Source organism: Cupriavidus basilensis, assembly GCF_000832305.1.
GTDB lineage: Bacteria > Pseudomonadota > Gammaproteobacteria > Burkholderiales > Burkholderiaceae > Cupriavidus > Cupriavidus basilensis_F.
In genome coordinates this window covers 1,227,155-1,253,812 of record NZ_CP010536.1, presented here as the reverse complement: position 1 = coordinate 1,253,812, position 26,658 = coordinate 1,227,155, and the positions used below count along the sequence as shown (strand labels likewise).

Annotated in this window: 28 protein-coding genes; 3 read left to right on the top strand and 25 right to left on the bottom strand. The window is 65.7% G+C overall.

Going from position 1 to position 26,658, the window contains the following annotated elements; all coding sequences use genetic code 11:
- Positions 1-7: 7 nt before the first annotated feature.
- From RR42_RS05695 to urtA, 16 genes are all read right to left on the bottom strand, one after another.
- On the bottom strand, positions 8-1,027 hold the full coding sequence (locus RR42_RS05695) for a threonine ammonia-lyase (RefSeq protein WP_043344784.1): 1,020 nt from the start codon (positions 1,025-1,027) through the stop codon (positions 8-10).
- A 101-nt stretch (positions 1,028-1,128) separates the two neighbouring features.
- Positions 1,129-1,305: a hypothetical protein gene (locus RR42_RS40375; protein WP_158408262.1), complete on the bottom strand. Its 177-nt coding sequence runs from the start codon at positions 1,303-1,305 to the stop codon at positions 1,129-1,131.
- A 131-nt stretch (positions 1,306-1,436) separates the two neighbouring features.
- Entirely contained in the window at positions 1,437-2,066 is a 630-nt protein-coding gene (ureG, locus tag RR42_RS05690; protein WP_043351446.1) for an urease accessory protein UreG, read from the bottom strand.
- 51 nt (positions 2,067-2,117) lie between these two features.
- Positions 2,118-2,810 carry an urease accessory protein UreF gene (locus tag RR42_RS05685; RefSeq protein ID WP_043344783.1) on the bottom strand — a complete coding sequence of 231 codons (693 nt, stop codon included), beginning with the start codon at positions 2,808-2,810 and terminating at the stop codon, positions 2,118-2,120.
- On the bottom strand, positions 2,807-3,505 hold the full coding sequence (locus tag RR42_RS38275) for an endonuclease domain-containing protein (RefSeq protein ID WP_144409744.1): 699 nt from the start codon (positions 3,503-3,505) through the stop codon (positions 2,807-2,809). The genes RR42_RS05685 and RR42_RS38275 overlap by 4 nt, the downstream gene beginning before the upstream one ends.
- 47 nt (positions 3,506-3,552) lie before the next feature.
- Positions 3,553-4,188: an urease accessory protein UreE gene (ureE, locus tag RR42_RS05680; protein ID WP_043344782.1), complete on the bottom strand. Its 636-nt coding sequence runs from the start codon at positions 4,186-4,188 to the stop codon at positions 3,553-3,555.
- 9 nt (positions 4,189-4,197) lie between these two features.
- The gene (gene ureC, locus RR42_RS05675) at positions 4,198-5,916 is read right to left on the bottom strand and encodes an urease subunit alpha (protein WP_043344781.1); all 1,719 of its coding nucleotides are present in this window, start codon (positions 5,914-5,916) and stop codon (positions 4,198-4,200) included.
- Entirely contained in the window at positions 5,916-6,221 is a 306-nt protein-coding gene (locus tag RR42_RS05670; RefSeq protein WP_043344779.1) for an urease subunit beta, read from the bottom strand. The genes ureC and RR42_RS05670 overlap by 1 nt, the downstream gene beginning before the upstream one ends.
- A 28-nt stretch (positions 6,222-6,249) precedes the next feature.
- Positions 6,250-6,882: a HupE/UreJ family protein gene (locus RR42_RS05665; RefSeq protein ID WP_043344777.1), complete on the bottom strand. Its 633-nt coding sequence runs from the start codon at positions 6,880-6,882 to the stop codon at positions 6,250-6,252.
- A 44-nt stretch (positions 6,883-6,926) separates the two neighbouring features.
- The gene (locus tag RR42_RS05660) at positions 6,927-7,229 is read right to left on the bottom strand and encodes an urease subunit gamma (RefSeq protein ID WP_043351444.1); all 303 of its coding nucleotides are present in this window, start codon (positions 7,227-7,229) and stop codon (positions 6,927-6,929) included.
- 66 nt (positions 7,230-7,295) lie between these two features.
- Positions 7,296-8,168, bottom strand: coding sequence for an urease accessory protein UreD (locus tag RR42_RS05655; protein WP_043344776.1), 873 nt, complete (start codon positions 8,166-8,168; stop codon positions 7,296-7,298).
- 240 nt (positions 8,169-8,408) lie between these two features.
- Positions 8,409-9,101 (bottom strand): urea ABC transporter ATP-binding subunit UrtE, encoded by a 693-nt coding sequence (gene urtE, locus RR42_RS05650; RefSeq protein ID WP_043344774.1) that lies wholly within the window; start codon positions 9,099-9,101, stop codon positions 8,409-8,411.
- Positions 9,102-9,134: 33 nt separating this feature from the next.
- On the bottom strand, positions 9,135-9,983 hold the full coding sequence (gene urtD, locus RR42_RS05645; RefSeq protein WP_043344773.1) for an urea ABC transporter ATP-binding protein UrtD: 849 nt from the start codon (positions 9,981-9,983) through the stop codon (positions 9,135-9,137).
- Positions 9,980-11,185 carry an urea ABC transporter permease subunit UrtC gene (urtC, locus tag RR42_RS05640; RefSeq protein ID WP_043344771.1) on the bottom strand — a complete coding sequence of 402 codons (1,206 nt, stop codon included), beginning with the start codon at positions 11,183-11,185 and terminating at the stop codon, positions 9,980-9,982. Before urtC ends, urtD begins: the two co-directional genes overlap by 4 nt.
- Positions 11,185-12,822 (bottom strand): urea ABC transporter permease subunit UrtB, encoded by a 1,638-nt coding sequence (gene urtB / locus RR42_RS05635; RefSeq protein ID WP_082054979.1) that lies wholly within the window; start codon positions 12,820-12,822, stop codon positions 11,185-11,187. The genes urtC and urtB overlap by 1 nt, the downstream gene beginning before the upstream one ends.
- 183 nt (positions 12,823-13,005) lie before the next feature.
- A complete protein-coding gene (gene urtA / locus RR42_RS05630) occupies positions 13,006-14,271 on the bottom strand; it encodes an urea ABC transporter substrate-binding protein (RefSeq protein ID WP_043344769.1) in 1,266 nt (421 codons plus the stop codon).
- 345 nt (positions 14,272-14,616) lie between these two features.
- Here urtA and RR42_RS05625 point away from each other — a divergent pair, with 345 nt between their 5' ends.
- The 3 genes from RR42_RS05625 (at position 14,617) to RR42_RS05615 (ending at position 18,355) form a co-directional block, all read left to right on the top strand.
- The gene (locus RR42_RS05625) at positions 14,617-16,104 is read left to right on the top strand and encodes a flavin-containing monooxygenase (RefSeq protein ID WP_043344767.1); all 1,488 of its coding nucleotides are present in this window, start codon (positions 14,617-14,619) and stop codon (positions 16,102-16,104) included.
- A 103-nt stretch (positions 16,105-16,207) separates the two neighbouring features.
- Positions 16,208-17,044, top strand: coding sequence for an alpha/beta fold hydrolase (locus tag RR42_RS05620; protein ID WP_052494469.1), 837 nt, complete (start codon positions 16,208-16,210; stop codon positions 17,042-17,044).
- Positions 17,045-17,053: 9 nt separating this feature from the next.
- Positions 17,054-18,355, top strand: coding sequence for an MFS transporter (locus tag RR42_RS05615; protein ID WP_043344766.1), 1,302 nt, complete (start codon positions 17,054-17,056; stop codon positions 18,353-18,355).
- Between the two features lie 59 nt (positions 18,356-18,414).
- Here the strand turns inward: RR42_RS05615 and RR42_RS05610 are convergent, their stop codons facing one another.
- The 9 genes from RR42_RS05610 to RR42_RS05570 form a co-directional block, all read right to left on the bottom strand.
- The gene (locus RR42_RS05610; protein ID WP_043344765.1) at positions 18,415-18,894 is read right to left on the bottom strand and encodes a MaoC family dehydratase; all 480 of its coding nucleotides are present in this window, start codon (positions 18,892-18,894) and stop codon (positions 18,415-18,417) included.
- Positions 18,895-18,977: 83 nt separating this feature from the next.
- Positions 18,978-19,427 (bottom strand): MaoC family dehydratase, encoded by a 450-nt coding sequence (locus tag RR42_RS05605; protein ID WP_043344764.1) that lies wholly within the window; start codon positions 19,425-19,427, stop codon positions 18,978-18,980.
- A 145-nt stretch (positions 19,428-19,572) separates the two neighbouring features.
- Positions 19,573-20,691, bottom strand: coding sequence for an acyl-CoA dehydrogenase family protein (locus RR42_RS05600; RefSeq protein WP_043344762.1), 1,119 nt, complete (start codon positions 20,689-20,691; stop codon positions 19,573-19,575).
- Between the two features lie 13 nt (positions 20,692-20,704).
- The gene (locus RR42_RS05595; RefSeq protein WP_043344761.1) at positions 20,705-21,907 is read right to left on the bottom strand and encodes an acyl-CoA dehydrogenase family protein; all 1,203 of its coding nucleotides are present in this window, start codon (positions 21,905-21,907) and stop codon (positions 20,705-20,707) included.
- A 95-nt stretch (positions 21,908-22,002) separates the two neighbouring features.
- Positions 22,003-22,452: a DUF1178 family protein gene (locus RR42_RS05590; RefSeq protein ID WP_043344759.1), complete on the bottom strand. Its 450-nt coding sequence runs from the start codon at positions 22,450-22,452 to the stop codon at positions 22,003-22,005.
- A 232-nt stretch (positions 22,453-22,684) separates the two neighbouring features.
- On the bottom strand, positions 22,685-23,308 hold the full coding sequence (locus RR42_RS05585; protein ID WP_043344757.1) for an NUDIX domain-containing protein: 624 nt from the start codon (positions 23,306-23,308) through the stop codon (positions 22,685-22,687).
- Between the two features lie 52 nt (positions 23,309-23,360).
- Complete coding sequence (locus RR42_RS05580) at positions 23,361-23,669, bottom strand: DUF2818 family protein (protein WP_043344755.1); 309 nt, start codon at positions 23,667-23,669, stop codon at positions 23,361-23,363.
- A 22-nt stretch (positions 23,670-23,691) separates the two neighbouring features.
- Positions 23,692-25,167, bottom strand: a complete 1,476-nt coding sequence (gene nuoN / locus RR42_RS05575; RefSeq protein WP_043344753.1) for an NADH-quinone oxidoreductase subunit NuoN — start codon at positions 25,165-25,167, stop codon at positions 23,692-23,694.
- An 18-nt stretch (positions 25,168-25,185) separates the two neighbouring features.
- Complete coding sequence (locus RR42_RS05570) at positions 25,186-26,652, bottom strand: NADH-quinone oxidoreductase subunit M (RefSeq protein WP_043344751.1); 1,467 nt, start codon at positions 26,650-26,652, stop codon at positions 25,186-25,188.
- Between the last annotated feature and the right edge of the window lie 6 nt (positions 26,653-26,658).

Here is a 26,658-nt window from a genome sequence, read left to right as displayed (position 1 = left end):
ATCGGGTTCAGCTGGCGCCCGCGGGCTCGTCCACTGCCAGCAGTTCGGCGAAGCGCGCTGCGTCGAGATTGGAACCGCACACGATCAGCGCGACCTTCTTGCCCGCCAGTGTCTGGCGCAGCGGCCCCAGCAGCGCCGCGGTGGACACCGCGGTAGCCGGCTCCGTTGCCAGCTTCATGTCGCGATAGAGGATGCGCATGGCCGCGCGTATCGCCTCGTCGGAGACGCGCACCATGCCGTCGACAAACTGGCGGCACACGCCGTAGCTGTAGTCCAGCGCATAAGGCGCGCCCAGGCTGTCGGCAACCGTCGCGACGCGCTCCAGCGTTTGCGGCCGCCCGGCCTCGAAGCTGCGGTTCATGGCATCGGCGCCCTCCGGCTCGACCCCATAGACCCGGCAAGCCGGATTGATCTGCTTGACAGCCGCGGCGATGCCGCCGCACAGGCCGCCACCGCCCACCGGCACCACCACCGCATCCAGCCCAGCCACCTGGCGCATCAGCTCAAGCCCGACCGTTGCGGTGCCTTGCGCGATCAGCGGGCCGTCGTAGGGGTGCACCATGGTGCGGCCTTCGTCGGCCACCAGCTGCAGCGCGTGGGCAAAAGCGGCATGCACGTCCGGCAGCAACAGCACCTCGGCGCCCGCCTCACGGCAGGCCGCCACGCGCGCAGGGCTGGCGGTGGCCGGCATGGCCAGCTTGGCGCCCACGCCAGCCACCTTGGCCGCGTAGGCCACCGCCATGGCATGGTTGCCCGCGCTGGCTGCCACCACGCCGCGCGCCCGCGCAGATGCATCCATGTGCTCGATGCTGTTGAGCGCGCCACGCACCTTGAAAGTGCCGGTGATCTGGAACAGCTCCAGCTTGAGCCAGACCTGCGTGCCGGCATCGAGTTGCAGGGCCGCCCCGGTCTGCCAGCGCCACACGGGCGTCTCCAGCACCTTGCCTTGCAAGCGCCGCGCGGTGCTCTGGATTTCGGGCAGCGAGGGATAGCGGGCGTGCGCGCGCAGGTCGGAAAGATCGGACATCGGGTGTTCTCCATCGAATCGGTTGGTCGCGTGCAGGCCCCTGTGGCCGTGCACGGCAAGGGAGGGACCACGGGCCACCGAGCACCAGCCAAAGCCGCAGCTCAGCGACCCCGGATAATTCGAATAATGGAGAACGAGAAGGAAATCGAGGCGGAAATCGACGACGCGCCGGACGTGGAGGCAAGCCCCGCCGGCAGCTCGGCGCCCGCGCGTGCAGCAACGCCACCGGTATCGGTGGTGCGGCACAGCCAGGAAGGGGCGAGCGATGGGAACGTCATGGAGCGCAAAGTATGCCACAAGCCGCGGCGCTGCGGCGGCATGCATGGACGGCGAGGGCGTCGCGCGCCGTCCATGCCCGGTGCACGCAACGCCCGCCGCCGCCGACGGCGCGGCATGCGGCAGCCCGGCGCTACACCCCCAGCATGCCCTGGCGCTCGATGAATGCGATCACCTCAGCCAGTCCCTGCCCCGACTTCACGCTGCCCATCACGAACGGGCGGGCGCCACGCATCTTGCGCGCATCGCTTTCCATCACTTCCAGGTTGGCGCCAACATAAGGGGCCAGGTCGGTCTTGTTGATCACCAGCAGGTCCGACTTGGTGATGCCCGGTCCGCCCTTGCGCGGGATCTTCTCGCCGCCGGCCACGTCGATCACGTAGATGGTCAGGTCCGACAGCTCCGGGCTGAAGGTGGCCGCGAGGTTGTCGCCGCCGGACTCAATGAAGACAATGTCGGCATCGGGAAACTTGCCCAGCATGCGGTCGACCGCTTCGAGGTTGATCGAGGCATCCTCGCGGATCGCGGTGTGCGGGCAGCCGCCGGTTTCCACGCCCATGATGCGTTCCGCCGGCAAGGCGCCGGAGATGGTCAGCAAGCGCTGGTCTTCCTTGGTGTAGATATCGTTGGTGATGGCGACCAGGTCATAGCGCTCGCGCATGGCCTTGCACAGCATCTCCAGCAAGGTAGTCTTGCCGGAACCGACGGGGCCGCCCACGCCGACGCGCAACGGAGGATTCTTCTTGGTACGAGCCTGGGTCATGGTGGACATCTTGTCTTGGGAAATCGTTGTGTGTTTCGCGCACGGCCGCGCTCAGGAACGGAACAGCCGCGAGTACTGCGTCTCATGGCGCGCGGACAGCAGCCCCAGCATCGGGGAAAAAGTGGACAGCAGCGGCGGCTCGGCAGCGGCGCGCCGCACGGCCTCGTCGACGGTCTCCAGCACCGCGGGATGCAGCCTGCGCAGGATGTGCTGCCCGGCCACCTGCCCCAGCGGCACCGCCTTGAGCGCCGCCGACACCTGGTTCTCCGCCCAGCTGAAGCAATAGGCCGCCAGGCCGTCGCGCTCATTCACGTCCAGCGCCACGCAAGCCGCGGCAAAAGCGGTAGGCAGGCACACCGGCGACAACACCGCCAACTGCACGCGCAGCGCGGCATCGCCCCACTCCATCTGCGCCACCAGCCGCGCCAGCGACCAGCCCATCTGCTCCGTCTCCAGCCGCAACTCGGCGCTTTCGCGCGTGGCGTGGAACCAGTCGTTCCATTCGGCCAGGCGCGTTGCATCCAGCGTGCGCCAATGGCGATACAGCAGCAGCCACACGGGCGCTTCGCACTGCGCCTGCACGTCCAGCAGGTTGCTGCGCACCCACTGCTCCGCGCTGCCGGCATCGCGCACCATGCCGCACTCGATGGCAGCCTCCAGCCCTTGCGAATAGCTGAAGCCACCGATCGGCAGCGCCGGCGAGGCAAGGTGCAGCAGGGAGATGAGTTGGGAGAGCTGGGTCATGGGCGCTTGCGCATAGGGCGCCGACTTGCGTCTCCCGAGGGCTCGGAGGCCGCTGGCTTCGGCGAGCGCCCGCCCTCTCCCCCAGCCCCTCTCCCGCTCGCGGGAGAGGGGAGTGTTGGCGAAGTGGACGATATCGATCCAGCATGCTCCGATGAGCGACCGGTTTGCATCCCTCTCCCGCTCGCGGGAGAGGTGAGTGTTGGCGAGGTGGACGATATCGATCCAGCATGCTCCGATGAGCAGCCGGTTTGCTCCCCTCTCCCGCCTGCGGGAGAGGGGCTGGGGGAGAGGGCGGGCGCATCCACGTGCCCCAGCTCCAAAACTACCTCACGCACTCTTTCCAACACGGCATCCGTTTGCGCCAGCACTTCGTTATTCCAGAAACGCAGGAGCGTATAACCGCTGCGCTTGAACCATGCGTCGCGCGCGCCATCGGACGCATCGCCATGTTGCCCGCCGTCAGCCTCGATCACCAGCTTCAATTCCATGCACACAAAGTCGGCAATAAAAGGGCCGATCTGCTTCTGGCGTTTGAACTTGAGGCCCATGAAGCGATAGGCGCGCAGGCGATACCAGAGTCGCTGCTCGGCATCGGTCTGGCTGGCACGGAGCAATTTGGCGAACCGGGGTTTCGGCACGCGCTCACCCTCTTCCCCCAACCCTCCCACGCAAGCGGGAGAGGGGAGTTCGGGCATAGGAGGTTGGGTGCGCGGTGGCTTGCTCATGCGTGTGGAACCAAGCCTCAATGCTTGTGCCCGCAGTTCTCGTCATGCACATGCGCAGCGTGGTCGTGGCCATGTTTGTGGCCATGTTCATCGCCGTGGTCATGACTGTGCGCATGGCCATGATCGTGCTCGTGCCCGTGATGCTCACGGAACACGGCCTGCGCCGCGGCATAGTCCTCGGCAAACGTCGCATCGTGCCCATGCTTGTGCCCGCCGCCGTAGGCGCCGGCTTCCGGCTCGAAGGGCAGTTCCGCGCGTTCGGCCTGTACGCCGAGGCGGGCCAGCATGTCCGCGAGCACCGGGTCGAATTCCAGGCGCAGGTAGTCGCGGCCTACTTCCACCGGCGTGTGGCGATTGCCGAGGTGGTAGGCCGCGCGCATCAGTGCCTGCGGATCGCTGGCGCCGACTTGCAGCACGGATTCCGGCGCGGCCTGCACTTCGACAAAGACGCCGCCTTCGGTGACCAGCAGGTCGCCGCCGCGCAGCACGGTGCCGCGCGCAAGGAACAGCGCCACTTCTTCGCCGTTGTCGAGGGTGGCGCGCAGGCGGCTTTTGCTGCGGTCGGAAAAAGGCAGCACCAGCTTGGGCGCGCGGCGCACCAGCACGGCGGCGATGCCGTGCGGGGCGGCGAGGTGTTTGTCGATCTTTTGCAAAGCGGCCCTTCAGAAGAGGAAATAACGCTGCGCCATCGGCAGCACGGTAGCCGGCTCGCAGATCAGCAACTGGCCGTCGGCCACCACCTGGTAGGTCTCGGGATCCACCGTGACGTTCGGCTGCCAGTCATTGTGCACCATGTCGCGCTTGCCCACGGTGCGCGTGCCTTGTACCGCCGACAGCACCTTGTTCAGGCCGTAGCGCCCGCCCACATCGGCGGCCAGCGCCGCTTGCGAAACGAAGGTCAGCGATGACTTGTGCAGGGCGCGTCCGGCGGCGCCGAACATCGGGCGGTAGTGCACGGGCTGCGGCGTGGGGATCGATGCGTTGGGGTCGCCCATCGCCGCCGCGGCGATCATCCCGCCCTTCAGGATCAGGCTCGGCTTGACGCCGAAGAAGGCCGGTTTCCACAGCACCAGGTCAGCCCACTTGCCGACTTCGACCGAGCCCACCTCGTGCGCAATGCCGTGCGTGAGCGCGGGGTTGATCGTGTACTTGGCGATGTAGCGCTTGACGCGGAAATTGTCATGCCCGCCGCGCGCGTCGTTGGGGTCGCCGGGCAGCTTGCCGCGCTGCGCGGCCATCTTGTGCGCGGTCTGCCAGGTGCGGATGATGACCTCCCCGACCCGGCCCATGGCCTGCGAATCGCTGGAGATCATCGAGAACGCGCCGAGATCGTGCAGGATGTCCTCGGCGGCAATGGTCTCGCGCCGGATGCGGCTTTCGGCAAAGGCGATGTCCTCGGCGATCGACGGGTCCAGGTGGTGGCAGACCATCAGCATGTCGAGGTGTTCGTCGAGCGTATTGACGGTGTACGGCCGCGTCGGGTTGGTCGACGACGGCAGCACGTTGGGCTCGCCGCATACCTTGATGATGTCGGGTGCATGGCCGCCGCCCGCGCCTTCCGTGTGGTACGTATGGATGGTGCGGCCCTTGAACGCGGCCACGGTGGCCTCGACAAAGCCGGCCTCGTTAAGCGTATCGGTGTGGATCGCCACCTGCGTGTCGGTGGCATCCGCCACGCTCAGGCAATTGTCGATGGCCGCGGGCGTGGTGCCCCAGTCCTCGTGCAGCTTGAGCCCGATGGCGCCGGCCTCGACCTGCTCCATCAGCGGCCCGGGCAGGCTGGCGTTGCCCTTGCCAAGCAGGCCGATGTTCATCGGGTAGGCTTCCACCGCCTGCAGCATGCGCTCCATGAACCAGGGGCCAGGCGTGACGGTGGTGGCAAAGGTGCCGGTGGCCGGCCCGGTGCCGCCGCCGATCATGGTGGTGACGCCGCTCATCAGCGCCTCTTCGATCTGCTGCGGGCAGATGAAGTGGATGTGGCTGTCGATGCCGCCGGCGGTGACGATCATGCCCTCGCCCGCGATCACCTCGGTGCCCGGCCCGACGACGATGGTCACGCCCGGCTGGATGTCCGGGTTGCCGGCCTTGCCGATGGAGGCAATGCGCCCGTCCTTGAGGCCGATGTCGGCCTTGACGATGCCCCAGTGATCGACGATCAGCGCATTGGTGATGACAGTGTCGACGCAGTCCTTGGCCATGCGCTGGCTCTGCCCCATGCCGTCGCGGATCACCTTGCCGCCGCCGAATTTCACCTCCTCGCCGTAGACGGTGAAGTCCTTCTCCACCTCGATGACGAGCCCGGTGTCGGCCAGCCGCAGGCGGTCGCCGGTGGTGGGGCCGAACATCTCGGCATACGCCTGCCTGGAGATTTTCACGCTCATCACAGTGCTCCCATGATCTTGCCGTTGAAGCCGTAGACGATGCGCGCCCCGGCGAGCGCCACCAGTTCCACCGTGCGGCTCTGGCCCGGCTCGAAGCGCACGGCGGTGCCGGCGGCGATATTCAGGCGGAAGCCGCGCGTGGCCTCGCGGTCAAAATCCAGGGCGGGGTTGGTCTCGTAGAAATGGAAATGCGAGCCGACCTGGACCGGGCGGTCGCCGGTGTTGGCCACCACGACGCTGACCGTGGCACGGCCGGCGTTCAGTTCGATCTCGCCCTCAGCGGGCATCAGTTCACCGGGGATCATGATGGGTTCCTTGTCGAGGTCAGTGCGCTCAGGCAACCATCAGGCCAACGCCATACAGCGCCACGCCCGCACCGGCCAGCCGCGCCAGCCAGCCCGCGTGGCGGCGCAGCGCGCCGCCCAGGCCGATGCCGGCCGCGTGCAGCACCATCGTGGCCACGCTGAAGCCGCCCACATAGGCCGCTACCGCGGGCAAGGCGCCGGCCGTGGCCGGCAACTCGGATCCGTGCGCATAGCCGTGGAAGACGGCAAAGCCGCCCACGATGGCCATCCCCGCCCATGCCGGCAGTTTGGCGCGCAGTGCCACCAGCAAGCCGATCACCAGCAGCGACGCAGCAATCATCGGCTCCACCAGCGCAAGGCTCATGCCGGCGAGGCCGAGCACCGCGCCGGCCAGCATCAACGCCACGAAGGCAAAGGGCATGCGCAAGGCTTCGCGCGGCGAGCGCGCACCCAGCGCGCTCCACACACCCACGCCCACCATGGCGAGCAAGTGATCCATGCCAGTGAAGGGATGCAGCAAGCCGGCAAACAGGCTGGCGCCAACCGTGGTGGCGTCATGGCCCGGATGCGCGACGGCGGCGGCGCTGGCGAGCGCCAGCGAAGCACCCACGGTGGCGAGCCTCACGGCGCGCGAGCGGTTAGCGTGTTCAGCGTGGTTCATGTCTTGACCTCGTGTCTTGTTCAAACTTTTGTTCAGACTTTTTTTCAAACGATGGGATGATGCACGGTGACCAGCTTGGTGCCGTCGGGGAAAGTCGCTTCCACCTGAATATCCGGGATCATCTCGGCCACGCCATCCATCACGTCCTCGCGCGAGAGCACGGTCGTGCCCTCGTGCATCAGCTCCGCCACGGAGCGGCCGTCGCGCGCGCCTTCCATGATGGCGGCGGTGATCAAGGCCACCGCCTCGGGATAGTTGAGCTTGAGCCCGCGCGCGCGGCGGCGCTCGGCCAGCAGCGCTGCGGTGAAGATCAACAGCTTGTCCTTCTCTCGCGGAGTGAGTTCCATCTTGGTATTCCCGTTGTTTTTTGTGTTGTCCGTGCGGCGCGCGATGAACAATGCCTGCGTCAGCACCTACGTCGCCCACAGCCTCAGGGGCCTGGCCGGCACACCGTGGATCGGTTCGCGCAGCGCGCTCCACGCCGTCGCCATCAAGTGCCTGACCGCTTCCATCTGCGCACCCAGCACGCGCAGCAGCAACATCGACTGGCCGTCCTGCTCGAGCCGCGTCACGCCGGCGCGCAGGTCCGGCCGATACGGCAACTGCTCGGCCAGCGTCTCGGCGAGTTCCTGCGTGGCACCGTCACCTACCGCCCACAGCGTGCCCATGACATTGAGCCCGTCCAGCCCGGCCACCGCCTGGCGCAGCGCAGACGCCGCGTCCAGTTGCGCGCTCTCGATCCACAGCGCGCGCTTGCCGCCGCCCTGCACCCGGGTCTGCATGCCCAGCGTGCCGCGGCTCCAGGTCTCGCCGCTGGCCTGCCGGCCCAGCACGACCGCATCCCAGCCGATCGCGCTGGCACCGGGCGCCACCGTCACGGTGGTGGCAAGGCGCGCGTGCGCGTCGTCAAAAACGATGTTCTCCTGCGGCAGCCAGTCCACCCGCGCGCGGGCTTCCAGCGTCAGCGTGACGCGCTGCGCCGCCTCCCGGCCGAGCGACTTGTACCACTTGGTGGCGCCGGGCGTCGCCAGCACCGCATGGGCGCCGGCGCCCACCGTCACGTCGATGTCCAGGCTGTCGCCGCCGGCCACGCCCGCGGGCGGATGCAGGATCACCACGTGGCAGATCGATCCCTCCGGATAGAGTGGCTTTTGCACCAGCAACGGCCCCTGGTGGCGGCGCTCGACCAGCGCGCTGCGCTCGGCGCGCGCGGCAAAGCGCAGGCGCAGGCTGGCCTCCCATGCGGGTGGCGCGGCGAGGGTCGAAGGAAAGTCTGGATGACGCATGAATGTTGGAATGGCAAAGGCGTCCGGCAATGCATCGTGCGCAGGATGCGGGCATCATAGCGCGCGGCCAGGAGCACTGGAAGTGGTATTCGCGGCGGCTTCCGGGGCCGCACTCGAGACCACATCCGAGACCACTTTCGGGACGGTACTCAAGCGGCCGCCGGCAAGCGTGCGTCCTCTCCCGCACAGCGGGAGAGGGGAACACACCAGCACTACGATCATGCGGCACCGCGTGTCGCATCACACCGCGATGAGCTCCCGCACGCCCTCCTCTTCCATCTTCGCGCCCTCGCCCCTTGCCACCACTTCGCCGCGGCTCATCACCACGTAATGATCCGCCAGGTGCCGGGCGAATTCGTAATATTGCTCCACCAGCAGCACCGTCATGCCGAACTCATCCACCAGCAGGCGCAGCGCGCGCCCGATGTCCTGGATGATCGAGGGCTGGATGCCTTCGGTCGGCTCGTCCAGGATCAGCAGTTCCGGCTCGCTCATCAGCGCGCGGCCGATCGCCAGCTGTTGCTGCTGCCCCCCGGAGAGATCGCCTCCGCGGCGCTGGCGCATGCTGCGCAACACCGGGAACAACTGGTAGATACGGTCCGGCACGCCCGACGGGCTCTTCAGGCTGGCCGCGCCGATCAGCAGGTTCTCTTCCACCGTCAGGCGCGGGAAGATCTCGCGGCCCTGCGGCACGTAGGCCAGCCCCGCTGTCACGCGCTCGTACGGCGGCTTTTTCTCCAGCGCCTGCCCCGCCCAGCTGATGCTGCCGCTCTTGGTAGGCACCACGCCCATCAGGCATTTGAGCAGGGTGCTCTTGCCCACGCCGTTGCGGCCGAGCAAGGTCGTCAGCTTGCCTTGTGGCACCTCGAAGGTGACGTTGCGCAGGATGTGGCTGCCGCCGTAGAACTGGTTGAGTGCATTGACCTGCAACATAGTCTCATTCCTCTTTTCGATCTGGTCCTGCGCCTAGCGGCCGAGATAGGATTCGATCACGCGCTCCTCGCGCTTGACGGCGTCGAGCGTGCCTTCGGCCAGCACGCTGCCCTCGGCCAGCACCGTCACCTTGCCCGCATCGCCGGCCAGTGCGGCGACGAACTCCATGTCGTGCTCCACCACCATCATCGAGCAGGTGCCGCGCAGGCTGTTGAGCAGCTTGGCCAGCTGCATGGTTTCTTCATCGGTCATGCCGGCCACAGGCTCGTCCAGCAGCAGCAACTGCGGCTGCTGCATCAGCAGCATGCCGATTTCCAGCCGCTGCTTCTGCCCGTGCGACAGCAAGCCGGCCGGGCGATAAGCCTCGTCCTCCAGCCCCGTCAGCGCCAGCGTTTCCTCGATGCGGCGATGCCCCTGCGCGCCCAGGCGCGCGCGCAATGAAGTGAACCAGCGCTTGTCGCCTTTCGTCGCCAGTTCCAGGTTCTCCCACACTTCGTGCTGCTCGAACACGGTGGGCTTCTGGAACTTGCGACCAATGCCGGTCTGCGCGATCTTGGGCTCGGTCATGCGCATCAGGTCGATGCTCTGGCCGAGGAACACGCGACCGCTCACGTTGGCGTTGCGCGGCCCGGTCTTGCCGGTGATCACGTCCATCATGGTGGTCTTGCCCGCGCCATTGGGCCCGATCACGCAACGCAGCTCGCCGTGGTCGATCGACAGCGTAAGGTTGTTCAGCGCGCGGAAACCGTCGAACTGCACGGTCACGTCTTCCAGGTAAAGGATGGGGCCATGCGAGACGTCGATGACGCCCGGCTCCATGACGCGGCCAAGGCCCGTGGTGCCGCCGCTTTCCGCCTGTTGTGCTCCCAGTGCCGCGTTCATGCTTCCCCTCCGCTGCGAGTGGCGGCCGCCGGCGCAGTCGCCGCGTTGCCCGGCGCGGCCTGCGGGCTTGCGCGCATGGCACGCGCGCGCTTGAGCAGGCCGATCACGCCATCCGGCATGTACAGCGTGACCAGCACGAACATCGCGCCCAGCAGGAACAGCCAGTACTCCGCGAAGTAAGCCGTGAACATGGTTTTGGCGCCGTTGACGATAAAGGCGCCGATGATCGGGCCGATCAGCGTGCCGCGTCCGCCCACGGCCACCCATACGGCCATCTCGATGGAGTTGGCCGGTGACATCTCGCCCGGGTTGATGATGCCCACCTGCGGCACGTAGAGCGCGCCGGCGATGCCGCACAGCACGGCCGAGAAGGTCCACACGAACAGCTTGTAGCCAAGCGGGTTATAGCCCGAGAACATCACGCGCATCTCGGCATCGCGGATCGCGGTCACGACCCGGCCGAGCTTGGACGTCACGATGTAGCGGCAGGCGATGAAGCCGGCCAGCAGGGCAAGGAACGTCAGCACGAACAGCGCCGTGCGGGTCTGCGGCGCAGCCACGGCAAAACCGGCGACGCGCTTGAAATCCGTGAAACCGTTGTTGCCGCCAAAACCCGTCTCGTTACGGAAGAACAGCAGCATGGCGGCGTACGTCATGGCCTGGGTGATGATGGACAGGTACACGCCCTTGATGCGCGAGCGAAAAGCGAAGAAGCCGAACAGCCACGCCAGCACGCCAGGCACCAGCACCACCAGCAGCATCGCGTAACCGAGATGCTCGGTGCCGTGCCAGAACCACGGCATCTCCTTCCAGTCGAGGAACACCATGAAGTCCGGCAGGTCGCTCTTGTAGACGCCTTCGCGGCCAATGCTGCGCATCAGGTACATGCCCATGGCATAGCCGCCAAGCGCGAAGAACAAACCGTGGCCCAAGCTGAGAATGCCGCAGTAGCCCCACACCAGGTCCAGCGCGATGGCGGCCAGCGCGAAGCACATGATCTTGCCGATCAGCGTCAGCGCATAGGCCGACAGATGCATGGGATGGCCTTCGGGCACCAGCAGCGCGCACACCGGCACGCCGATGCCCACCACCAATGCGATCATCAGCAACGCCGTCCAGCTGCGCCCGGAGAACAGCGGCTGGCGCTCCGGCACGGCCAGCCGGAAGCCCGCCGTGGATGAATTCGGGAGTGAAGTCTTCATCATGCCTCCGCGCTGCGCCCTTTGAGCGCGAACAGTCCCTGCGGGCGCTTCTGGATGAAGAGCACGATCAGCACCAGGACAAAGATCTTGGCCAGCACCGCGCCATAGAACGGCTCGATGAACTTGTTGATCAGGCCCAGCCCGAAAGCACCGATGATGGTGCCCGCGAGCTGCCCCACGCCGCCCAGCACCACCACCATGAAGGAGTCGATGATGTAGGCTTGGCCGAGGTCGGGGCCGACATTGCCGATCTGCGACAGCGCGCAGCCGCCCAGGCCGGCAATGCCCGCGCCAAAGGCAAAGGCGTAGCTGTCCACCTTCCAGGTGCGCACGCCCACGCACGCCGCCATGGTGCGGTTCTGCGTGGTGGCGCGCACGAACAGGCCAAGGCGGGTGCGGTTGAGCACGGCCCAGGCCACCGCCACCACCGCCAGCGCAAACACGATGATGACCATGCGGTTGTACGGCAGCACCATGCCGGGCAGCCATTCGATGCCGCCGCTCATCCAGGATGGATTGGCCACTTCCACGTTCTGCGCGCCAAACAGCGTGCGCACCGCCTGCATCAGCAGCAGGCTCACGCCGAAAGTGGCCAGCAGGGTTTCCAGCGGGCGGCCGTAGAGATGGCGCAGCACCAGCCGCTCCAGCACGAAGCCGACCACGGCGGAGGCGAGGAACGACGCGGGCAGCGCGAACAGCAGGTACCAGTCGAACGCGCTGGCGAAGTGCGCGCGGAACACGCCCTGCACCATGTACGTGGCGTACGCGCCGATCATCAGGAATTCGCCGTGCGCCATGTTGATGACGCCGATCAGGCCGTAAGTGATGGCCAGCCCCAGCGCGGCGAGCAGCAGCACGCTGCCCAGGCTCAAGCCGGCAAAGAGGTTGCCGATCAGCTCGGCGCGGCGCTGGTCGCCGCGCAGGGCGTCGAGGGCCTGCTGCGCGGCGCCGCGCAGTTCGGCGTCGGGCTCGCGAAAGTTGCCGGCGGCGTCCTTTTCCAGCAGCGGCTGCAACTTCTGGCGGCTCTGCGGATTGCTGTCGCGGCCGAGGATGCGGATGGCTTCGAGACGATCGTCGCGGTTGCCATCGGCCAGCACGATATTGGCCCAGATTACATCGAGCTTGGAGCGCAGGCCGGCATCGGCCTCGGCCTTGCGCGCGGCCTCCACCACCGGGCGCGATGCGCTGCCCGGCTGGTCCAGCAGCGTATTGACGGCCTGCGTGCGCACCGCCGCATCAGGCGATTGCAGCAGCGTGCTGCTGGCGGCGCTGTCCACCATTGCGCGCAGGCTGTTGTTCAGGGTGAGCGCTTCGAGCGCATCGGGCTTGACCGTGACCGGCGTGCCGCTGATCGCGTCCACCAGCTTGTCGCCGTCCTGGCGCACCATGCCGACGCCGGGCGCGTACTGCAGCGTATCGTCCTGCAAGGCCTTGAGGATGGGGCCGGCCTGCGCCACCGGCGCTTTGATCAGCGCGGTGATCGCGGCGGTCTTGGCGTCGAAGTCGTCTTCGGCCAGCGGCTTCAGGTCGGCCTGCGTGAGCGGCGCGGCCCACAGCGGGCACGCGGCCAGCAGGAGCAGCGCGGCCAGCATGGCGCGCAACCGAGAAGCGAGAGAGAACGATAAGGGTCGGTGCATAAGGTTTGCGAGTCGCGCGCGGCGAAGCGCGCGCGTCACCTTGATCGGCGTGACGATTTGCCGCCACCGCACCGAAGCGGCGGACAGCATGCGAAGCGGCAAGGACACGGCCTGGCGCCCTCCCCTGTCTCACCGGCCACGAGGCAAGCGGGAGAGCGGGAGAGCGCCAAGCGGAAGCCCGGCTTACATCACCTTGTCCGGCTTGCCTTCGTTACCCGCGATGAACGGGCTCCACGGCTGCGCACGCACAGCCTTGGGCGTCTTCCACACCACCGTGAACTGGCCATCGCCCTTGATCTCGCCGATCATCACCGGCTTGTACAGGTGATGGTTCTCGCCCATGGTCAAGGTGAAGCCGTCCGGCGCCTTGAAGGTCTGGCCATACATCGCGGCACGCACCTTGTCGGGATCGGTCGTGCCGGCCTTCTTGACGGCTTGCGCCCACATATGGATGCCCACGTAGGTGGCTTCCATCGGATCGTTGGTCACGCGCTTGTCGCCGCCCGGCAGGTTGTTCGCCTTGACCCACGCCGCCCATTGCTTCTTGAAGGCTTCGTTTTCCGGGTTCTTGACCGACATGAAGTAGTTCCATGCGGCCAGGTGGCCCACCAGCGGCTTGGTGTCGATGCCGCGCAGTTCTTCCTCGCCCACCGAGAACGCCACCACCGGCACGTCCTTGGCCTTCAGGCCAGCGTTGCCCAGTTCCTTGTAGAAGGGCACGTTGGAGTCGCCGTTGATGGTGGAGATCACAGCGGTCTTGCCGCCTTGCGAGAACTTCTTGATATTGGCGACAATGGTCTGGTAGTCGCTGTGTCCGAACGGCGTGTAGACCTCTTCGATATCCTTGTCCGCCACGCCCTTGCTCTTCAGGAAGGCACGCAGGATCTTGTTGGTGGTGCGCGGGTAGACGTAGTCGGTGCCAAGCAGGAAGAAGCGCTTGGCGCCGCCGCCTTCCTTGCTCATCAGGTATTCCACCGCGGGAATGGCCTGCTGGTTGGGCGCCGCGCCGGTGTAGAAGACGTTCTTGGACATCTCCTCGCCTTCGTACTGCACCGGATAGAACAACAGCGAGTTCAGCTCTTCATAAACGGGCAGCACCGACTTGCGCGACACCGAGGTCCAGCAGCCGAACGTGACGGCAACCTTATCCTTGGTGATCAACTGGCGCGCCTTCTCGGCGAACAGCGGCCAGTTGGAAGCGGGATCGACCACGACCGGCTCAAGCTTGCGGCCAAGCACGCCGCCGCTCTTGTTGATCTCATCGATGGTCATCAGCGCCACGTCCTTGAGCGAAGTCTCGGAAATGGCCATGGTGCCGGACAACGAATGCAGGATACCGACCTTGATCGGTTCCTTGGACTGCGCCAATGCCAGCGGGCTCACGCCTGCCGTTGCAAACAAGGCCGCGGTGGCTACCGCCGACAGCTTCAGCATGTCACGTCTTTTCATTGCAGCTCCCAGATTGTCATGTTGGATAGAGGAACAACGCACCCCGGGTACTTCTTCTGCAACTAGCATGCCATGGCATACAAGCTTGTATACAAGGCTGTGCACACGGCCTGGCGGCCTCCGCAGGCCGCCAGGCCACCCATCGCACCACGATAGTGCGCATGCGTCACGCACCAAGCCTGTGCGACGGCGCCGGCTGATTCAGATTGGGGCACATGGCGGCACGCATGTTGCGCCGTGCCTTGCCCGAATCCGCAATCGGCTCTAAGGTGGCCTCTCGATTGCGCGCCACGGCGTTGCCGCGCGCGCCGCGACCACCAATAAAAGCACGACGGAGACAGCCCATTGAAAGCGTCAACGACGTCCGGCGCGGACCAGATCGTCATCATCGGCGCTGGCGTGGCCGGCATGTGCATGGGCATCAAGCTCAAGCAAGCCGGCATCGATGACTTTGTCGTGCTGGAGAAGGCCGCCACCGTGGGCGGCACGTGGCGGGACAACACCTACCCGGGCTGCGGCTGCGACATCCCCTCCCATCTTTATAGTTTCTCGTTCGCGCCCAAGCCGGACTGGTCCAGTGCATACTCGCCCCAGCCGGAGATCCATCGCTACCTGCAGCACTGCGCCGAGCGCTTCGGGCTGCTCGGGCATATCCGCTTCGGCACGGAGGTCACCGAGGCGCGCTACGACCAAGCCGCCTGCCTGTGGCGGGTGAGCACCAGCAACGGCGACACCATCGCCGCGCGCATCCTCGTCAGCGGCACCGGGCAACTCAACCGCCCGCTGACGCCGGATATTGCAGGACTGGATCGCTTTGCCGGCACGGCCTTCCATTCCGCGCGCTGGCGCCATGACGCCGATCTGCGCGACAAGCAGGTCGCGGTGATCGGCAATGGCGCCAGCGCGCTGCAGTTCATCCCGCGCATCGCGCCGGAAGCAGGCAAGCTGACGGTATTCCAGCGCAGCGCCAACTGGGTGCTGCCGCGCAACGGCGAGGCCTATACATCCGGACAACAGGCGCGCTTCGAACGCCACCCGTGGACGGCCCGGCTGCATCGCTGGCACCTCTACCTGCAGCGTGAACTGCGCTTCGGGCGCATGCAACGGGACAGCGGCCGCAACCGGGAATTGGAAACGCTGGCGCGCCGCTACCTCGCGCACATGATTCCCGACCCGGTGCTACGCACCAGGCTCACGCCCGACTACCCGATCGGCTGCAAGCGCATCCTGATCTCCGACGATTTCTACCAGGCGCTCAAGCGGCCGAACGTGCATGTCGAGACCGCCCGCATCGACCACGTCGAAGCCGACGCCGTGGTCACGGCCGACGGCGCCAGGCATCGGGCCGACGCCATCGTCTTCGCCACCGGCTTCGACGCCCGCTCCTTCCTCGCCCCTATCCGCATCACCGGGCGCCACGGACGCACCCTGGCCGATCAATGGCACGAGGATCCAGAGGCGTATCTCGGCATGACGGCGCCGGGATTTCCCAACCTGTTCGTGCTGTACGGCCCCAATACCAACCTGGGCCACAACTCCATCATTTTCATGCTCGAGTGCCAGGCCCGCTATGTCCTGCAGTGCATCCGGGCCTGCCGCTCGGCGCGCTTCGCCTCCATGGAGGTGCGTCCGGAGGTGGTGACGCGCTTCAACCAGGCGTTGCAGGCGGCCATCGGCCAGACCGCGTGGGCGGGCTCGTGCAGCAGTTGGTACAAGTCGGCCAGCGGCAGGGTCACCAACAACTGGTCGAGCCACGCCACCGCCTATTGGTGGAAGACGCGCAAGCCGCACTGGGGGCACTTCGTGCTGCGCCATGCCGGCGAACGGTCCTAGCATTGCCCGGCCGCCGGCGCCTGCCACATCGACGACATCGACGACATCGACGACATCGACAACATCGATTGCATTGACACCCACCGTTCGAGGACGACTTCACATGCAACGCCTGGAAATCGCGTCGGAGCCTATCCGAACCAGTTTGATCGAGGCCGGCACCGGACGGCCGACTCTTCTCGTGCACGGCACCAGTTCCAGCGCGGAAACCAACTGGGCCGCCCTGCTGCCCGGGCTAGCGCAGCGCAGGCGCTGCCTGGCGCCGGACCTTGCGGGCTCTGGTGAGACCCGTGACGACGGCGCGCCGCTGACGCTCGATGCGCTGGTCGGACAGGTGCGCGACTGCATGGCGCTGGCGGGAGACCAGCCCGTGGACCTGGTCGGTTATTCGCTAGGCGGCGTGGTGGCCGCCACCGCGGCCGCGCTGATGCCGGAACGCGTGCGGCGCCTGGTCTTGTTTGGCGCCTGGGCGCGGACCGATAGCCGCATGCGCCTGCTGTTTACGCTGTGGCAGTCGCTGGCGCGGTCGGACCGCCGTCAGCTGGCGCGCATGCTCCTGCTCAATGGCGTATCGGAGGCTTTCATCGCGCGCATGGACGACGCCACCGTCGAGGGCATGCTGCGGCGCTTCGGCGCGAGCCTAGCGCCCGGCAGCGACCGCCAGGCCGGGCTCGACGCCATCATCGACATCACGCCGCTGCTGCCCCGCATCCGCGCCGCCACGCTCGTGATCGGCATGCGCCACGACCAGATGGTGCCGCCGGCGCATTGCCGCGCGCTCGCCGAGGCAATTGGCGGCGCCAGCTACGCGGAGATCGACAGCGGGCACCTGGTGATGCTGGAACAGCCCGAGCGCCTGCTCGCACTGATCGAGCAGCACCTGGATGCAGCGGCCACCGAAACGAGCGAGCTCCAAGCCAACACGTTGAACCGATCCTGAGGCCGACCGATGAATACACTTGCGTCCTACCAGCCACGCAGCGCCTGGGCCATGGCCTCGATGCTGACCTGGCTCTCGCTGATCAATTTCCTCGACAAGATCGTGCTGGGCATGGTTGCCGTGCCGCTGATGGCAGACCTGAAGCTACCGCCGGCCGAGTTCGGCCTGATCGCCAGCAGCTTCTTCTGGCTGTTCTCGCTATCCACCGTGCTGGTCGGCTTTTTGTCCAATCGCGTGGCCGCGCGCTGGCTGCTGCTGACAATGGGCTTGTCGTGGGCCGTGCTGCAGGTCCCGCTGGCGCTGGCGGGATCGGCCATGACCATCCTGGTATGCCGCATGCTGCTTGGCGCGGCCGAAGGGCCGGCCTTCCCGATCTCCGTGCACGCGCTGTTCAAATGGTTTCCGGACCACAAGCGCAACCTGCCGGTGGCGATGATCAACCAAGGGGCCACCGTAGGCCTGCTGCTGGCGGGACTACTGATCCCACTGGTGACGATACGATGGGGCTGGCGCGCCAATTTCATGATCCTGGCCGGCATCGGCATGGCGTGGAGCGCAATGTGGCTCTGCGTGGGACGCGAGGGACCGATCACACAGGCAAGCGCACCACGCGCCGGCACCGCGGCTGCGCCCGTGCGCCTGCCCTATCTGCGCATTTTCCGCGACCCGACCGTGCTGGCCTGCCTGGCCATTGGCTTCTGCGCATATTGGGCGCTGGCGCTGGGCCTGACCTGGCTGCCTGCCTATCTGGAAAAGGGCCTGGGCTTCGACGCGGTCATCACCGGGCGCTGGTATGCGGCCATCGTCGCCTCGGCCATGCCCGTCACGCTGATCCTGAGCTGGTTGTCGCAGCGCATGCTGCGCGCAGGCGCATCGTCGCGGCTTGCACGTGGCGTAGTCATCTCGATGGCCGCGCTGGCAGGCGGCGCCGTGTACCTGGCGATCGCAGCCATCACGCTGGCGCCGGTGCCCAAGACCTTGCTGATTGCCGTGGCGGCATGCCTGCCGCCCGTGGCGTTCGCCCTGACACCGGCCATGCTCGCGCAGATCGTGCCGGAGGGCCAGCGCGGCAGCGTGTTGTCGATCCACACGGCGCTGATCACGCTGGCCGGCATCCTGGCGCCGGCGGTGGTGGGGCAACTGGTACAGCGCCATGGCATGAACGGGGGCTTTGATGTGGGCTTCACAATCAACGCCCTGCTGCTGCTGGCAAGTGGCGTGATTGGCTTATGCTGGATCCATCCCGAGCGCTCCGCAAAGGCGCTGGCGGCCTCGCCGCAAGACGTGGCGGCCGCGCGTTCGCCGGCCTGAGCTGTGCCCTGACTGGATGACCGCCACCAGGCCGCGACGGCCGCGGCGGCCTGTCAGGCTTACGAGTAGCGGCGGCTGATGGATTCCGCCACGCACACCGGGCGCTCGCTGCCTTCGCGCTCTACCGTGACTTCCCAGTTGGACTGGGCGCCGACCAGCGCGGGCGCGTTCGGCAGGGGCTCCAGGCGCTCCACCGAGAGCAGCTTCACGCGCGCGCGCAGGCGGCTGCCGACCGGCACCGGCGCGGTAAAACGCACGCGGTTCAGGCCATAGTTGACGCCCATCTTCACGCCCGGCATATCGAGCGCGTTGTGCATGAACGCCGGCAGCAGCGACAACGTCAGGAAGCCATGCGCCACCGGGCCGCCGAACGGCGATTCGCGGCGGGCACGCTCCACGTCGACGTGAATCCATTGGTGATCACCAGTGGCTTCGGCGAACTGGTTGACCTGCTGCTGGGTGATCTCGATCCAGTCGCTGATGGCCACTTCCTGGCCTTGCAGGCTTTCCAGTTCTTCGAGCGAAGCGATGGTACGCATGGTGTCTCCTTGTTGTACGTGTTGTACGTGTTGTACGTGTTGTCGTTAGTGGCCGGGATGGCCGGGATGAAGCTTGAGAAACATCAGGCGGGCCGCCGTCCGTACATGCCCATTCCCTTGACGGTGCAGACCAGTTCGCCGCGCTGGTTGGTGGCTTCCCACTGGGTGTGCACCACACCGCGGTCCGGCTTGGACGAGGAAGCGCGCGCATCCAGCACCACCAGCGACACGCTCAGCGTATCGCCCGCATAGACCGGCTTGAGCCAGCGGATTTCATCCACGCCGGGCGAGCCCATGCTGGCGGCCTTGGAGGTCATGTTGTCCACCAGCAGGCGCATCATGATCGAGCAGGTCATCCAGCCGCTGGAGATCAGGTTCTTGTAGATGCTTTTCTGCGCGGCTTCCTTGTCGATGTGGAACGGCTGGGGATCATACTGCCGGGCGAAGGTCAGGATCTCCTCTTCCGTCACCAGATGGGACCCGAGGTCGCGCTTGCTGCCGACGGCGAAATCTTCGAAATACAGGGTGGACATGAATCGCTCCGTCAACGATGAATGCGAGATACGAGATGCAAGATGCGAGGCGCGAGGCGCGAGATTCGCGGCAGAAATGCGAGATCAATTCATAACAAAAAACCGCGCCTGGGACAACCGGCGCGGTTTTTTGATTCAACCTGGATCAGGCCGTTTCCAGGAAACCCGGCTGTGTCGCAAAGCGCGACAGGTGATGATCGACATCCCCGAAGGTGGTGTTGATCAGCGTCAGGCGCTTGAACATGTGCGCCGCCGGCAGTTCGTCGGTGACGCCCATGCCGCCGTGGATCTGCACGGCCTCCTGGCCGACCGAGCGAGCCGCCTGGCCCACGCGTGCCTTGGCCGCAGAGGCAAAGCGACGGCGTTCTTCCGGGCTGGCCTCGTCGAACTTGGCGGCGGCCAGCAACGTGATGGAACGCGATTGCTCGGCGTGGATGAACATCTCCACCATGCGGTGCTGCAGTGCCTGGAAGCGCGCGATCGGCACGCCGAACTGCTGGCGGGTCTTGGCGTATTCCAACGTGGCGGCATTGAGCGTGTCAATCACGCCAACGGCCTCTGCGCACAGCAGCACGGCGGCGTAGTCGGCCACCTGCTCGATCAGCGCAAACGCCGCGCCTTCGGTGCCCAGCAGTTCGCCCTGCGCGTCCTTGAAGGTGATATCAGCGGCGCGCAGGTTGTCGATGGTGCGGTAGTCGGTAATGCTGACGCCAGCCGCCTTCGGGTCCACCAGGAACAGCGAGATGCCGCTGGTGTCAGCATCGGCGCCGCTGGTGCGGGCCGAGACGACCAGCTTGCCGGCTTGCGCGCCGTGAATGGTCACGACCTTGCGGCCATTGAGCTTGCCGCCCTTGGCCGTCACGCGCACGTCGTTGAGCGCATAGCGGGCATGCGGCTCGTTGAAGGCGGTGGCCAGCTTCAGCTCGCCGCCGGCAACCTGCTCCAGCAGCGCGTCCTGGCCGCCGGCCAGCTTGAGCGCGTAGGCGGCAACCACGGTGGCGAAGTACGGCTCGACCACCAGGCCGCGGCCCAGCTCCTGCATCACCACCATCATGTCGATGGGCGTGCCCGAGAAGCCGCCCTGCGCTTCCGGCACCGGCAGCGCGGTCAGGCCGAGTTCGACCAGCGCGCCCCAGGCGGCATCGCTATGGCCGGCCTCGGCCTTGATGCCCTTCTTGCGGGTCTCGAAATCGTAGTCTTTGTCGATGAAGCGGTGGACGGCGTCAGCCAGTTGCTTCTGTTCGTCGCTGAGATTGAAGTTCATATCGCGTGTCTCCTCACAGCCCCAGGATCATCTGGCTGATGATGTTCTTCTGAATTTCGTTGGACCCGCCATAGATGGAGGTCTTGCGATAGTTGAAGTAGTAAGCGGCCAGCGGCGCGGCGTCGTCGTAGCCGGTCACCGCGTGTTCGTGTTCGCATTCCAGGTAGGCGGTGTCGAACGGCTGGGCGTAGGGGCCGACGGCCTCCACCATCAGCTCGGTCAGCATCTGCTGGATCTCGGTGCCCTTGATCTTGAGCATCGATGCCTCGGGGCCGGGGCCCTTGCCAGCGCTCTCGCTCGACACCACGCGCAGCACGGTCAACTCCAGCGCCATCAGCTCGATTTCCAGCGCGGCAACCTTGGCGCCGAACAGCGGGTCTTCCAGCAGCGGACGGCCGTTCTTCTGCTGTTGCTTGGCCACGCGCTTGAGGAAGCCCAGCTCGCGCTTGGAGTTGCCCACGCGGGCGATGCCGGTGCGCTCATGGCCGAGCAGGTACTTGGCGTAAGTCCAGCCGCGGTTTTCCTCGCCGACGCGGTTCTCCACCGGCACCTGGACGTTGTCGAAGAACACTTCGTTCACTTCATGCTCTTCGTCGAGCATGATGATCGGGCGCACGGTGATGCCCGGGGTCTTCATGTCGATCAGCAGGAAGGAGATGCCTTCTTGCTTCTTGGCTTCGAAATCGGTGCGGACCAGGCAGAAGATCATGTCGGCGTGCTGGCCGAGCGTGGTCCAGGTCTTCTGGCCGTTGACGATGTAGTGCTTGCCGTCCGAAGTCAGCTCGGCGCGGGTCTTCAGCGACGCCAGGTCGGAACCCGAGCCCGGCTCGGAGTAACCCTGGCACCACCAGTCGGTGCAATCCAGGATGCGCGGGAGGTAGTACGACTTCTGCGCCTCGCTGCCGTACTTCATGATCACGGGCGCGACCATGGCCACGCCGAAGGGCAGCACGCCGGGCGCGCCGACGCGGGCATTTTCCTCGTCCCAGATATGACGCTGCGTTGCGTTCCAGCCCGTGCCGCCATACTGCACCGGCCAGTGCGGCGCGGACCAGCCACGGCCCGCCAGCAGCTTGTGCCAGCGCACCAGGTCGTCGCGGTTGGGGCGGCGGTGATTCAGAATCTTGCTGCTGATTTCCGCCGGCAGGTTGGCCTCCAGCCAGCCGCGCACTTCGGCGCGGAAGGCATCGTCGGACGCCGAATAGTTGAGATCCATGCCCGTCTCCAGTGATGCCGGTGTGAGACCGGCAGTTTGTTCTAGCTAGCGCGTCATGCGCCGGCAAGAACACTGCCTTGGGCACAGGACGCTATTCAGTGAGCCGTCTGCTTGAGCGCATCCGGCACCACGAGCTGGAAAGTATCGATGCCTTCTTCGGCAAGCGCCTGCACTTCGTCCGGCGACGCCGTGCCGCGGATCCCGCGTTCCGGCGCTTCGTCGTAATGCATGCGCCTGGCCTCTTCGGCAAAGCGTTCGCCCACATCTTCGGTCTGCGCCAGCACCTGCTTTACCGCCTTCAGGTAAAGCGACTGCAGTGTCGCCGGCGCCGCGGGGGCCTTCGCCCCAGCCGGCTTGCCCGCCGGCGCGGCGGCCGCACCCGAGAGATTCAGGCGCGGCGCGCTGGGCAGCCGGGTGATGGCATGGTCTTCGCAGACCGGACATTGGACGAGATTTCGCGAAATCTGCGATTGCGCGTCGTCCTCCGAAGCAAACCAGCCCTCGAAACGATGGTCTTGCGCGCAGCGCAGGTCGAGCACCTTCATGATGTTTCCAGCCCGTCGAAAGCTATAGTATCCGCGAAACGGAATTTTGTGAACGGTCGTGCTAATTTTTTTGCGGCCATTACTGATCCCCTTGGCGGGGAGCCTTGTGCAAAGGAGGATGAGGTATGGCTGCGATCACACGGCTAAAGGGGATTTTACGCCGTTGGGAGGTGGGACGCGTCAGGGCCTCAGACGCAAACACAAACGGTGCCGCCCTCCCCACAAACACCCCTTATCGCGGCAGTAGCTGCTCCCCCGCCTCCCATACCCCCGACACCACCTTCTCCAGCCAGAACGCGCCGATGATCGTCTTCACGTCGGTAATCCGCCCCGAGCGCACCCAATCGATCACCTGCCCCGCCGGCACGATAAACGTCTCGAGGAATTCGCCTTCATCGAGCTGTGCCGGCCCGGCGGTCAGGTCCCGCGCCAGGAAGATATCGATAAACTCTGTGGAATACGAAATGACGGGATGGATGCGCGTGAGGTAATCCCAACGCCGCGCGCTGTAGCCGGTTTCCTCCCGCAGCTCGCGCTCGCCGCAGCGCTGTGCGCCTTCCTGGGGATCCAGCTTGCCGGCAGGAAACTCCAGCATCACTTCGCCAACCGGGTAGCGGTATTGCCGCTCCAGCAGCACGGTGCCATCGTCGAACAGCGGGATCATCATCACCGCGCCCGGATGCAGCACGTATTCCCGCCCGGCATGCTTGCCGTCGGGCAGCTTGACGATATCTTGCTTGAGAGTGAGGAATCTGCCTGTGTGCAGCGTGGCGGACGCCACGCACACTTCCTTCAGGCCTTGATCGCTGCCAGCGGCGATTTCGCTAGCGTCCAGCGTGTCAATCTTGTCGCTCATGAAAGCTCCGGGTCCGGACGCGGCCGGCCCGGGCGCCTTCGCTACCCGGCTGTCAAGCCGCGCGATGTTTGACGAGGTACTGCCAGGTGAAGCCCGGGAAGGCAAACACCAGCATCATGCAGGCGGTAATGGCGTAGAACTGCCAGCCCTGCGGGAAGGCATTGCCCAGCCCCGCCTCCACGGCGAAGCCGGCCAGGCCTGCCGCCACATACCAGGTGATCAACTCAGCCAGCCTCATCCACAGCGGCTTCCTGGCCAAACGCAGCGGAATCAGCGCGAACAGCCGCTGGTTGATGAACGGCAGGTTGGCACAGACCAATGCCAACAAGATGACAAACCAGCCCGCCGCGGATGAACTCATATCGCTACGCCGCCGTGGTGCATCAGGACGCCAGCGTGGCGCGGATCGCCTGGTAGCACAGGTTCATCAGCGCCGCGGGGAACAGGCCCAGGGCAATGATGACCGCGCCGTTCAGCGTCAGCATCGAACGCAGGCCAAAGCTGGACTCCAGCTTGCGCTCGTCGGCCGGCGCATCGAAGTACATCAGCTTGACGATACGCAGGTAGTAGAACGCGCCGATCAGCGAGAACAGCACTGCCACCACGGCCAGCCAGGTCATGCCGCTCTTGACCACGGCTTCGAGCACCGCCAGCTTGGCGTAGAAGCCCATGGTCGGCGGAATGCCGGCCAGCGAGAACATCATCACCAGCATCAGCAGCGCGTACCAGGGGTTCTTGCGCGACAGGCCCTTGAGGTCGTCCAGGGTCTCGGCTTCGAAATCCTTGCCGGCGCGCAGCAGCACGATGCCGAAGGTGCCCAGCGTGGTCAGCACGTAGGTCACGGCATAGAACATCGACGAACCGTAGGCGCTGGCGGCGCCGTCGGCCTTGCCGTCGGCCACGCCGGACAGCAGGCCCAGCAGCAGGAAGCCCATGTGCGAGATGGTGGAGTAAGCCAGCATCCGCTTCAGGTTGGTCTGCACGATGGCGGTCAGGTTGCCGATGGCGAGCGACGCCACGGCCAGCACCATCAGCATGACTTGCCAGTCCACCGCCAGCGGCAGCAGGCCTTCCACCAGCAGGCGCAGCGCCATGGCGAACGCGGCCAGCTTGGGCGCGCCAGCGATCAGCAGCGTCACCGCGGTCGGCGAGCCCTGGTAGATGTCCGGGATCCACATGTGGAACGGTGCGGCGCCCATCTTGAACGCAATGCCGGCCACGATGAAAACCACGCCGAAGGCCAGCATGGTGGTGTTGACGCGGCCCGATTCCACCACGCGGAACACTTCGCCGAGGTTCAGCGAGCCGGTGGCGCCGTACAGCATGGACATGCCATACAGCAGGAAGCCCGAGGCCAGTGCGCCCAGCACGAAGTACTTGATGGCGGATTCGGAGGTCACGCGGTTGTCGCGGCGCAAGGCCACCAGCGCGTAGGATGCCAGCGACAGCAGTTCCAGGCCCAGGTACAGGGTCAGGAAGTTGTTGCCGGTAATCATCACGATCTGCCCGCCGAGCGTGAACAGCGCGAGCATGTAGAACTCGCCGCTGAACATGTCGCGGTCGGCCAGGTAGCTACGGGTGTAGACCAGCGTGACGAACAGCGCCGCGGAAGCGAAGGCCGACAGCAGGTTGGCCATCGGGTCCACCACCACCAGGTTGGCGAAGGCGTAATGGGTCTCGCCGGCCACGCCGTTGATGCCGAACCACGCGGTCAGCACCAGCGTGATCAGCAGCGACAGCGGATAGGCCACGCTGGTGCGGTTCTTGCCACGAGCAAGGTCGATCCAGTTGACCGCGGCGATCCCGATCGCCAGGAAAATGATTGGCGCCACAGGTGCCAATGTCGAGGACGGTTGCATGTTTGTTTCTCTCCCCGATTACAGCTTCGACTGCGCCACGTGCGACAGCAGGTTCACCACGGAAGCGTGCATCACATCGGTGAAGGGTTTCGGATACAGGCCCATATACAGGGTCATGATCGCCAGCAGGCCGAGCATCAGGAACTCGCGCTTGCTCAGGTCGACCAGCTCGGCGACGTGCTTGTGCACCACGTCGCCAAAGATCACGCGCTTGACCATCCACAGCGAATAGGCGGCGCCCAGGATTAGTGCCGTGGCTGCCAGCAGGCCGATCCAGAAATTGAACTTGACCGCGCCCAGGATGACCATGAACTCACCGACGAAACCCGAGGTAGCCGGCAGGCCGCAGTTGGCCATGGCGAAGAACACCGACAGCGCCGCGAACTTCGGCATGGTGTTCACCACACCGCCGTAATCGGCGATCTGGCGCGAGTGCACCCGGTCATACAGCACGCCGATGCAAAGGAACATGGCGCCCGAGATAAAGCCGTGGGAGATCATCTGGATGATGCCGCCCTCGATGCCGATCTCGTTGAAGATGAAGAAGCCCAGCGTGACGAAGCCCATGTGGGCGATCGACGAGTACGCCACCAGCTTCTTCATGTCGGCCTGCACCAGCGCGACCAGACCGATGTAAATGACGGCGATCAGCGAGATCGCGATGATGAACGCGGACAGGCTATGGCTGGCGTCGGGTGCGATCGGCAGCGAGAAACGCAGGAAACCGTAGGCGCCCAGCTTCAGCATGATGGCAGCCAGCACCACCGAGCCGCCGGTCGGCGCTTCCACGTGGGCGTCGGGCAGCCAGGTGTGGACGGGCCACATCGGCACCTTCACGGCGAAGGCCATGAAGAAGGCAATGAACAGCGCGATCTGCTCGTTCATCGACAGCTTGGCCTGGTGCCATTCGAGGATCTCGAACGTACCGGTCTTGCTGTACAGGTACAGCAGCGCAACCAGCGTCAGCAGCGAGCCGAGCAGCGTGTAGAGGAAGAACTTGAAGGCCGCGTAGACACGGTTCGGGCCGCCCCAGACACCGATGATGATGTACATCGGGATCAGCGTGGCTTCGAAGAACACGTAGAACAGCATGCCGTCGAGCGCGCAGAACACGCCGACCATCACGCCCGACAGGATCAGGAACGCTGCCATGTACTCGGCCACGCGCTCGGTGATCACCTCCCAGGCGGCGATCACCACGATCACCGTGATGAAGGCGGTCAGCACCACGAACCACATCGAGATGCCGTCGACACCCAGGTGGTAGTTGATGTTGAAGCGCTCGATCCAGCTCGACTTCTCGACGAACTGCATGGCCGCCGTGGAGCGGTCGAAATGAAACACCAGAGGCAGCGTGACGATGAAGCTGACGATGGAGCCGAACAGCGACATCCAGCGCACATAGCAGCGGCTGCGGTCGGAACCCGAGGCTAGTATCAGCAGGCCAAAAAAGATCGGCAGCCAGATAGCGAAAGACAGAACCATTTTCTT

Excerpts from the sequence above, each read along its gene's own strand:
- RR42_RS05695 (WP_043344784.1), bottom strand. The coding sequence starts at position 1,027 with ATGTCCGATCTTTCCGACCTGCGCGCGCACGCCCGCTATCCCTCGCTG.
- RR42_RS40375 (WP_158408262.1), bottom strand. The coding sequence starts at position 1,305 with ATGACGTTCCCATCGCTCGCCCCTTCCTGGCTGTGCCGCACCACCGAT.
- ureG (WP_043351446.1), bottom strand. The coding sequence starts at position 2,066 with ATGACCCAGGCTCGTACCAAGAAGAATCCTCCGTTGCGCGTCGGCGTG.
- RR42_RS05685 (WP_043344783.1), bottom strand. The coding sequence starts at position 2,810 with ATGACCCAGCTCTCCCAACTCATCTCCCTGCTGCACCTTGCCTCGCCG.
- RR42_RS38275 (WP_144409744.1), bottom strand. The coding sequence starts at position 3,505 with ATGCCCGAACTCCCCTCTCCCGCTTGCGTGGGAGGGTTGGGGGAAGAG.
- ureC (WP_043344781.1), bottom strand. The coding sequence starts at position 5,916 with ATGAGCGTGAAAATCTCCAGGCAGGCGTATGCCGAGATGTTCGGCCCC.
- RR42_RS05670 (WP_043344779.1), bottom strand. The coding sequence starts at position 6,221 with ATGATCCCCGGTGAACTGATGCCCGCTGAGGGCGAGATCGAACTGAAC.
- RR42_RS05665 (WP_043344777.1), bottom strand. The coding sequence starts at position 6,882 with ATGAACCACGCTGAACACGCTAACCGCTCGCGCGCCGTGAGGCTCGCC.
- RR42_RS05660 (WP_043351444.1), bottom strand. The coding sequence starts at position 7,229 with ATGGAACTCACTCCGCGAGAGAAGGACAAGCTGTTGATCTTCACCGCA.
- RR42_RS05655 (WP_043344776.1), bottom strand. The coding sequence starts at position 8,168 with ATGCGTCATCCAGACTTTCCTTCGACCCTCGCCGCGCCACCCGCATGG.
- urtE (WP_043344774.1), bottom strand. The coding sequence starts at position 9,101 with ATGTTGCAGGTCAATGCACTCAACCAGTTCTACGGCGGCAGCCACATC.
- urtD (WP_043344773.1), bottom strand. The coding sequence starts at position 9,983 with ATGAACGCGGCACTGGGAGCACAACAGGCGGAAAGCGGCGGCACCACG.
- urtC (WP_043344771.1), bottom strand. The coding sequence starts at position 11,185 with ATGAAGACTTCACTCCCGAATTCATCCACGGCGGGCTTCCGGCTGGCC.
- urtB (WP_082054979.1), bottom strand. The coding sequence starts at position 12,822 with ATGCACCGACCCTTATCGTTCTCTCTCGCTTCTCGGTTGCGCGCCATG.
- urtA (WP_043344769.1), bottom strand. The coding sequence starts at position 14,271 with ATGAAAAGACGTGACATGCTGAAGCTGTCGGCGGTAGCCACCGCGGCC.
- RR42_RS05620 (WP_052494469.1), top strand. The coding sequence starts at position 16,208 with ATGCAACGCCTGGAAATCGCGTCGGAGCCTATCCGAACCAGTTTGATC.
- RR42_RS05615 (WP_043344766.1), top strand. The coding sequence starts at position 17,054 with ATGAATACACTTGCGTCCTACCAGCCACGCAGCGCCTGGGCCATGGCC.
- RR42_RS05610 (WP_043344765.1), bottom strand. The coding sequence starts at position 18,894 with ATGCGTACCATCGCTTCGCTCGAAGAACTGGAAAGCCTGCAAGGCCAG.
- RR42_RS05605 (WP_043344764.1), bottom strand. The coding sequence starts at position 19,427 with ATGTCCACCCTGTATTTCGAAGATTTCGCCGTCGGCAGCAAGCGCGAC.
- RR42_RS05600 (WP_043344762.1), bottom strand. The coding sequence starts at position 20,691 with ATGAACTTCAATCTCAGCGACGAACAGAAGCAACTGGCTGACGCCGTC.
- RR42_RS05595 (WP_043344761.1), bottom strand. The coding sequence starts at position 21,907 with ATGGATCTCAACTATTCGGCGTCCGACGATGCCTTCCGCGCCGAAGTG.
- RR42_RS05590 (WP_043344759.1), bottom strand. The coding sequence starts at position 22,452 with ATGAAGGTGCTCGACCTGCGCTGCGCGCAAGACCATCGTTTCGAGGGC.
- RR42_RS05585 (WP_043344757.1), bottom strand. The coding sequence starts at position 23,308 with ATGAGCGACAAGATTGACACGCTGGACGCTAGCGAAATCGCCGCTGGC.
- RR42_RS05580 (WP_043344755.1), bottom strand. The coding sequence starts at position 23,669 with ATGAGTTCATCCGCGGCGGGCTGGTTTGTCATCTTGTTGGCATTGGTC.
- nuoN (WP_043344753.1), bottom strand. The coding sequence starts at position 25,167 with ATGCAACCGTCCTCGACATTGGCACCTGTGGCGCCAATCATTTTCCTG.
- RR42_RS05570 (WP_043344751.1), bottom strand. The coding sequence starts at position 26,652 with ATGGTTCTGTCTTTCGCTATCTGGCTGCCGATCTTTTTTGGCCTGCTG.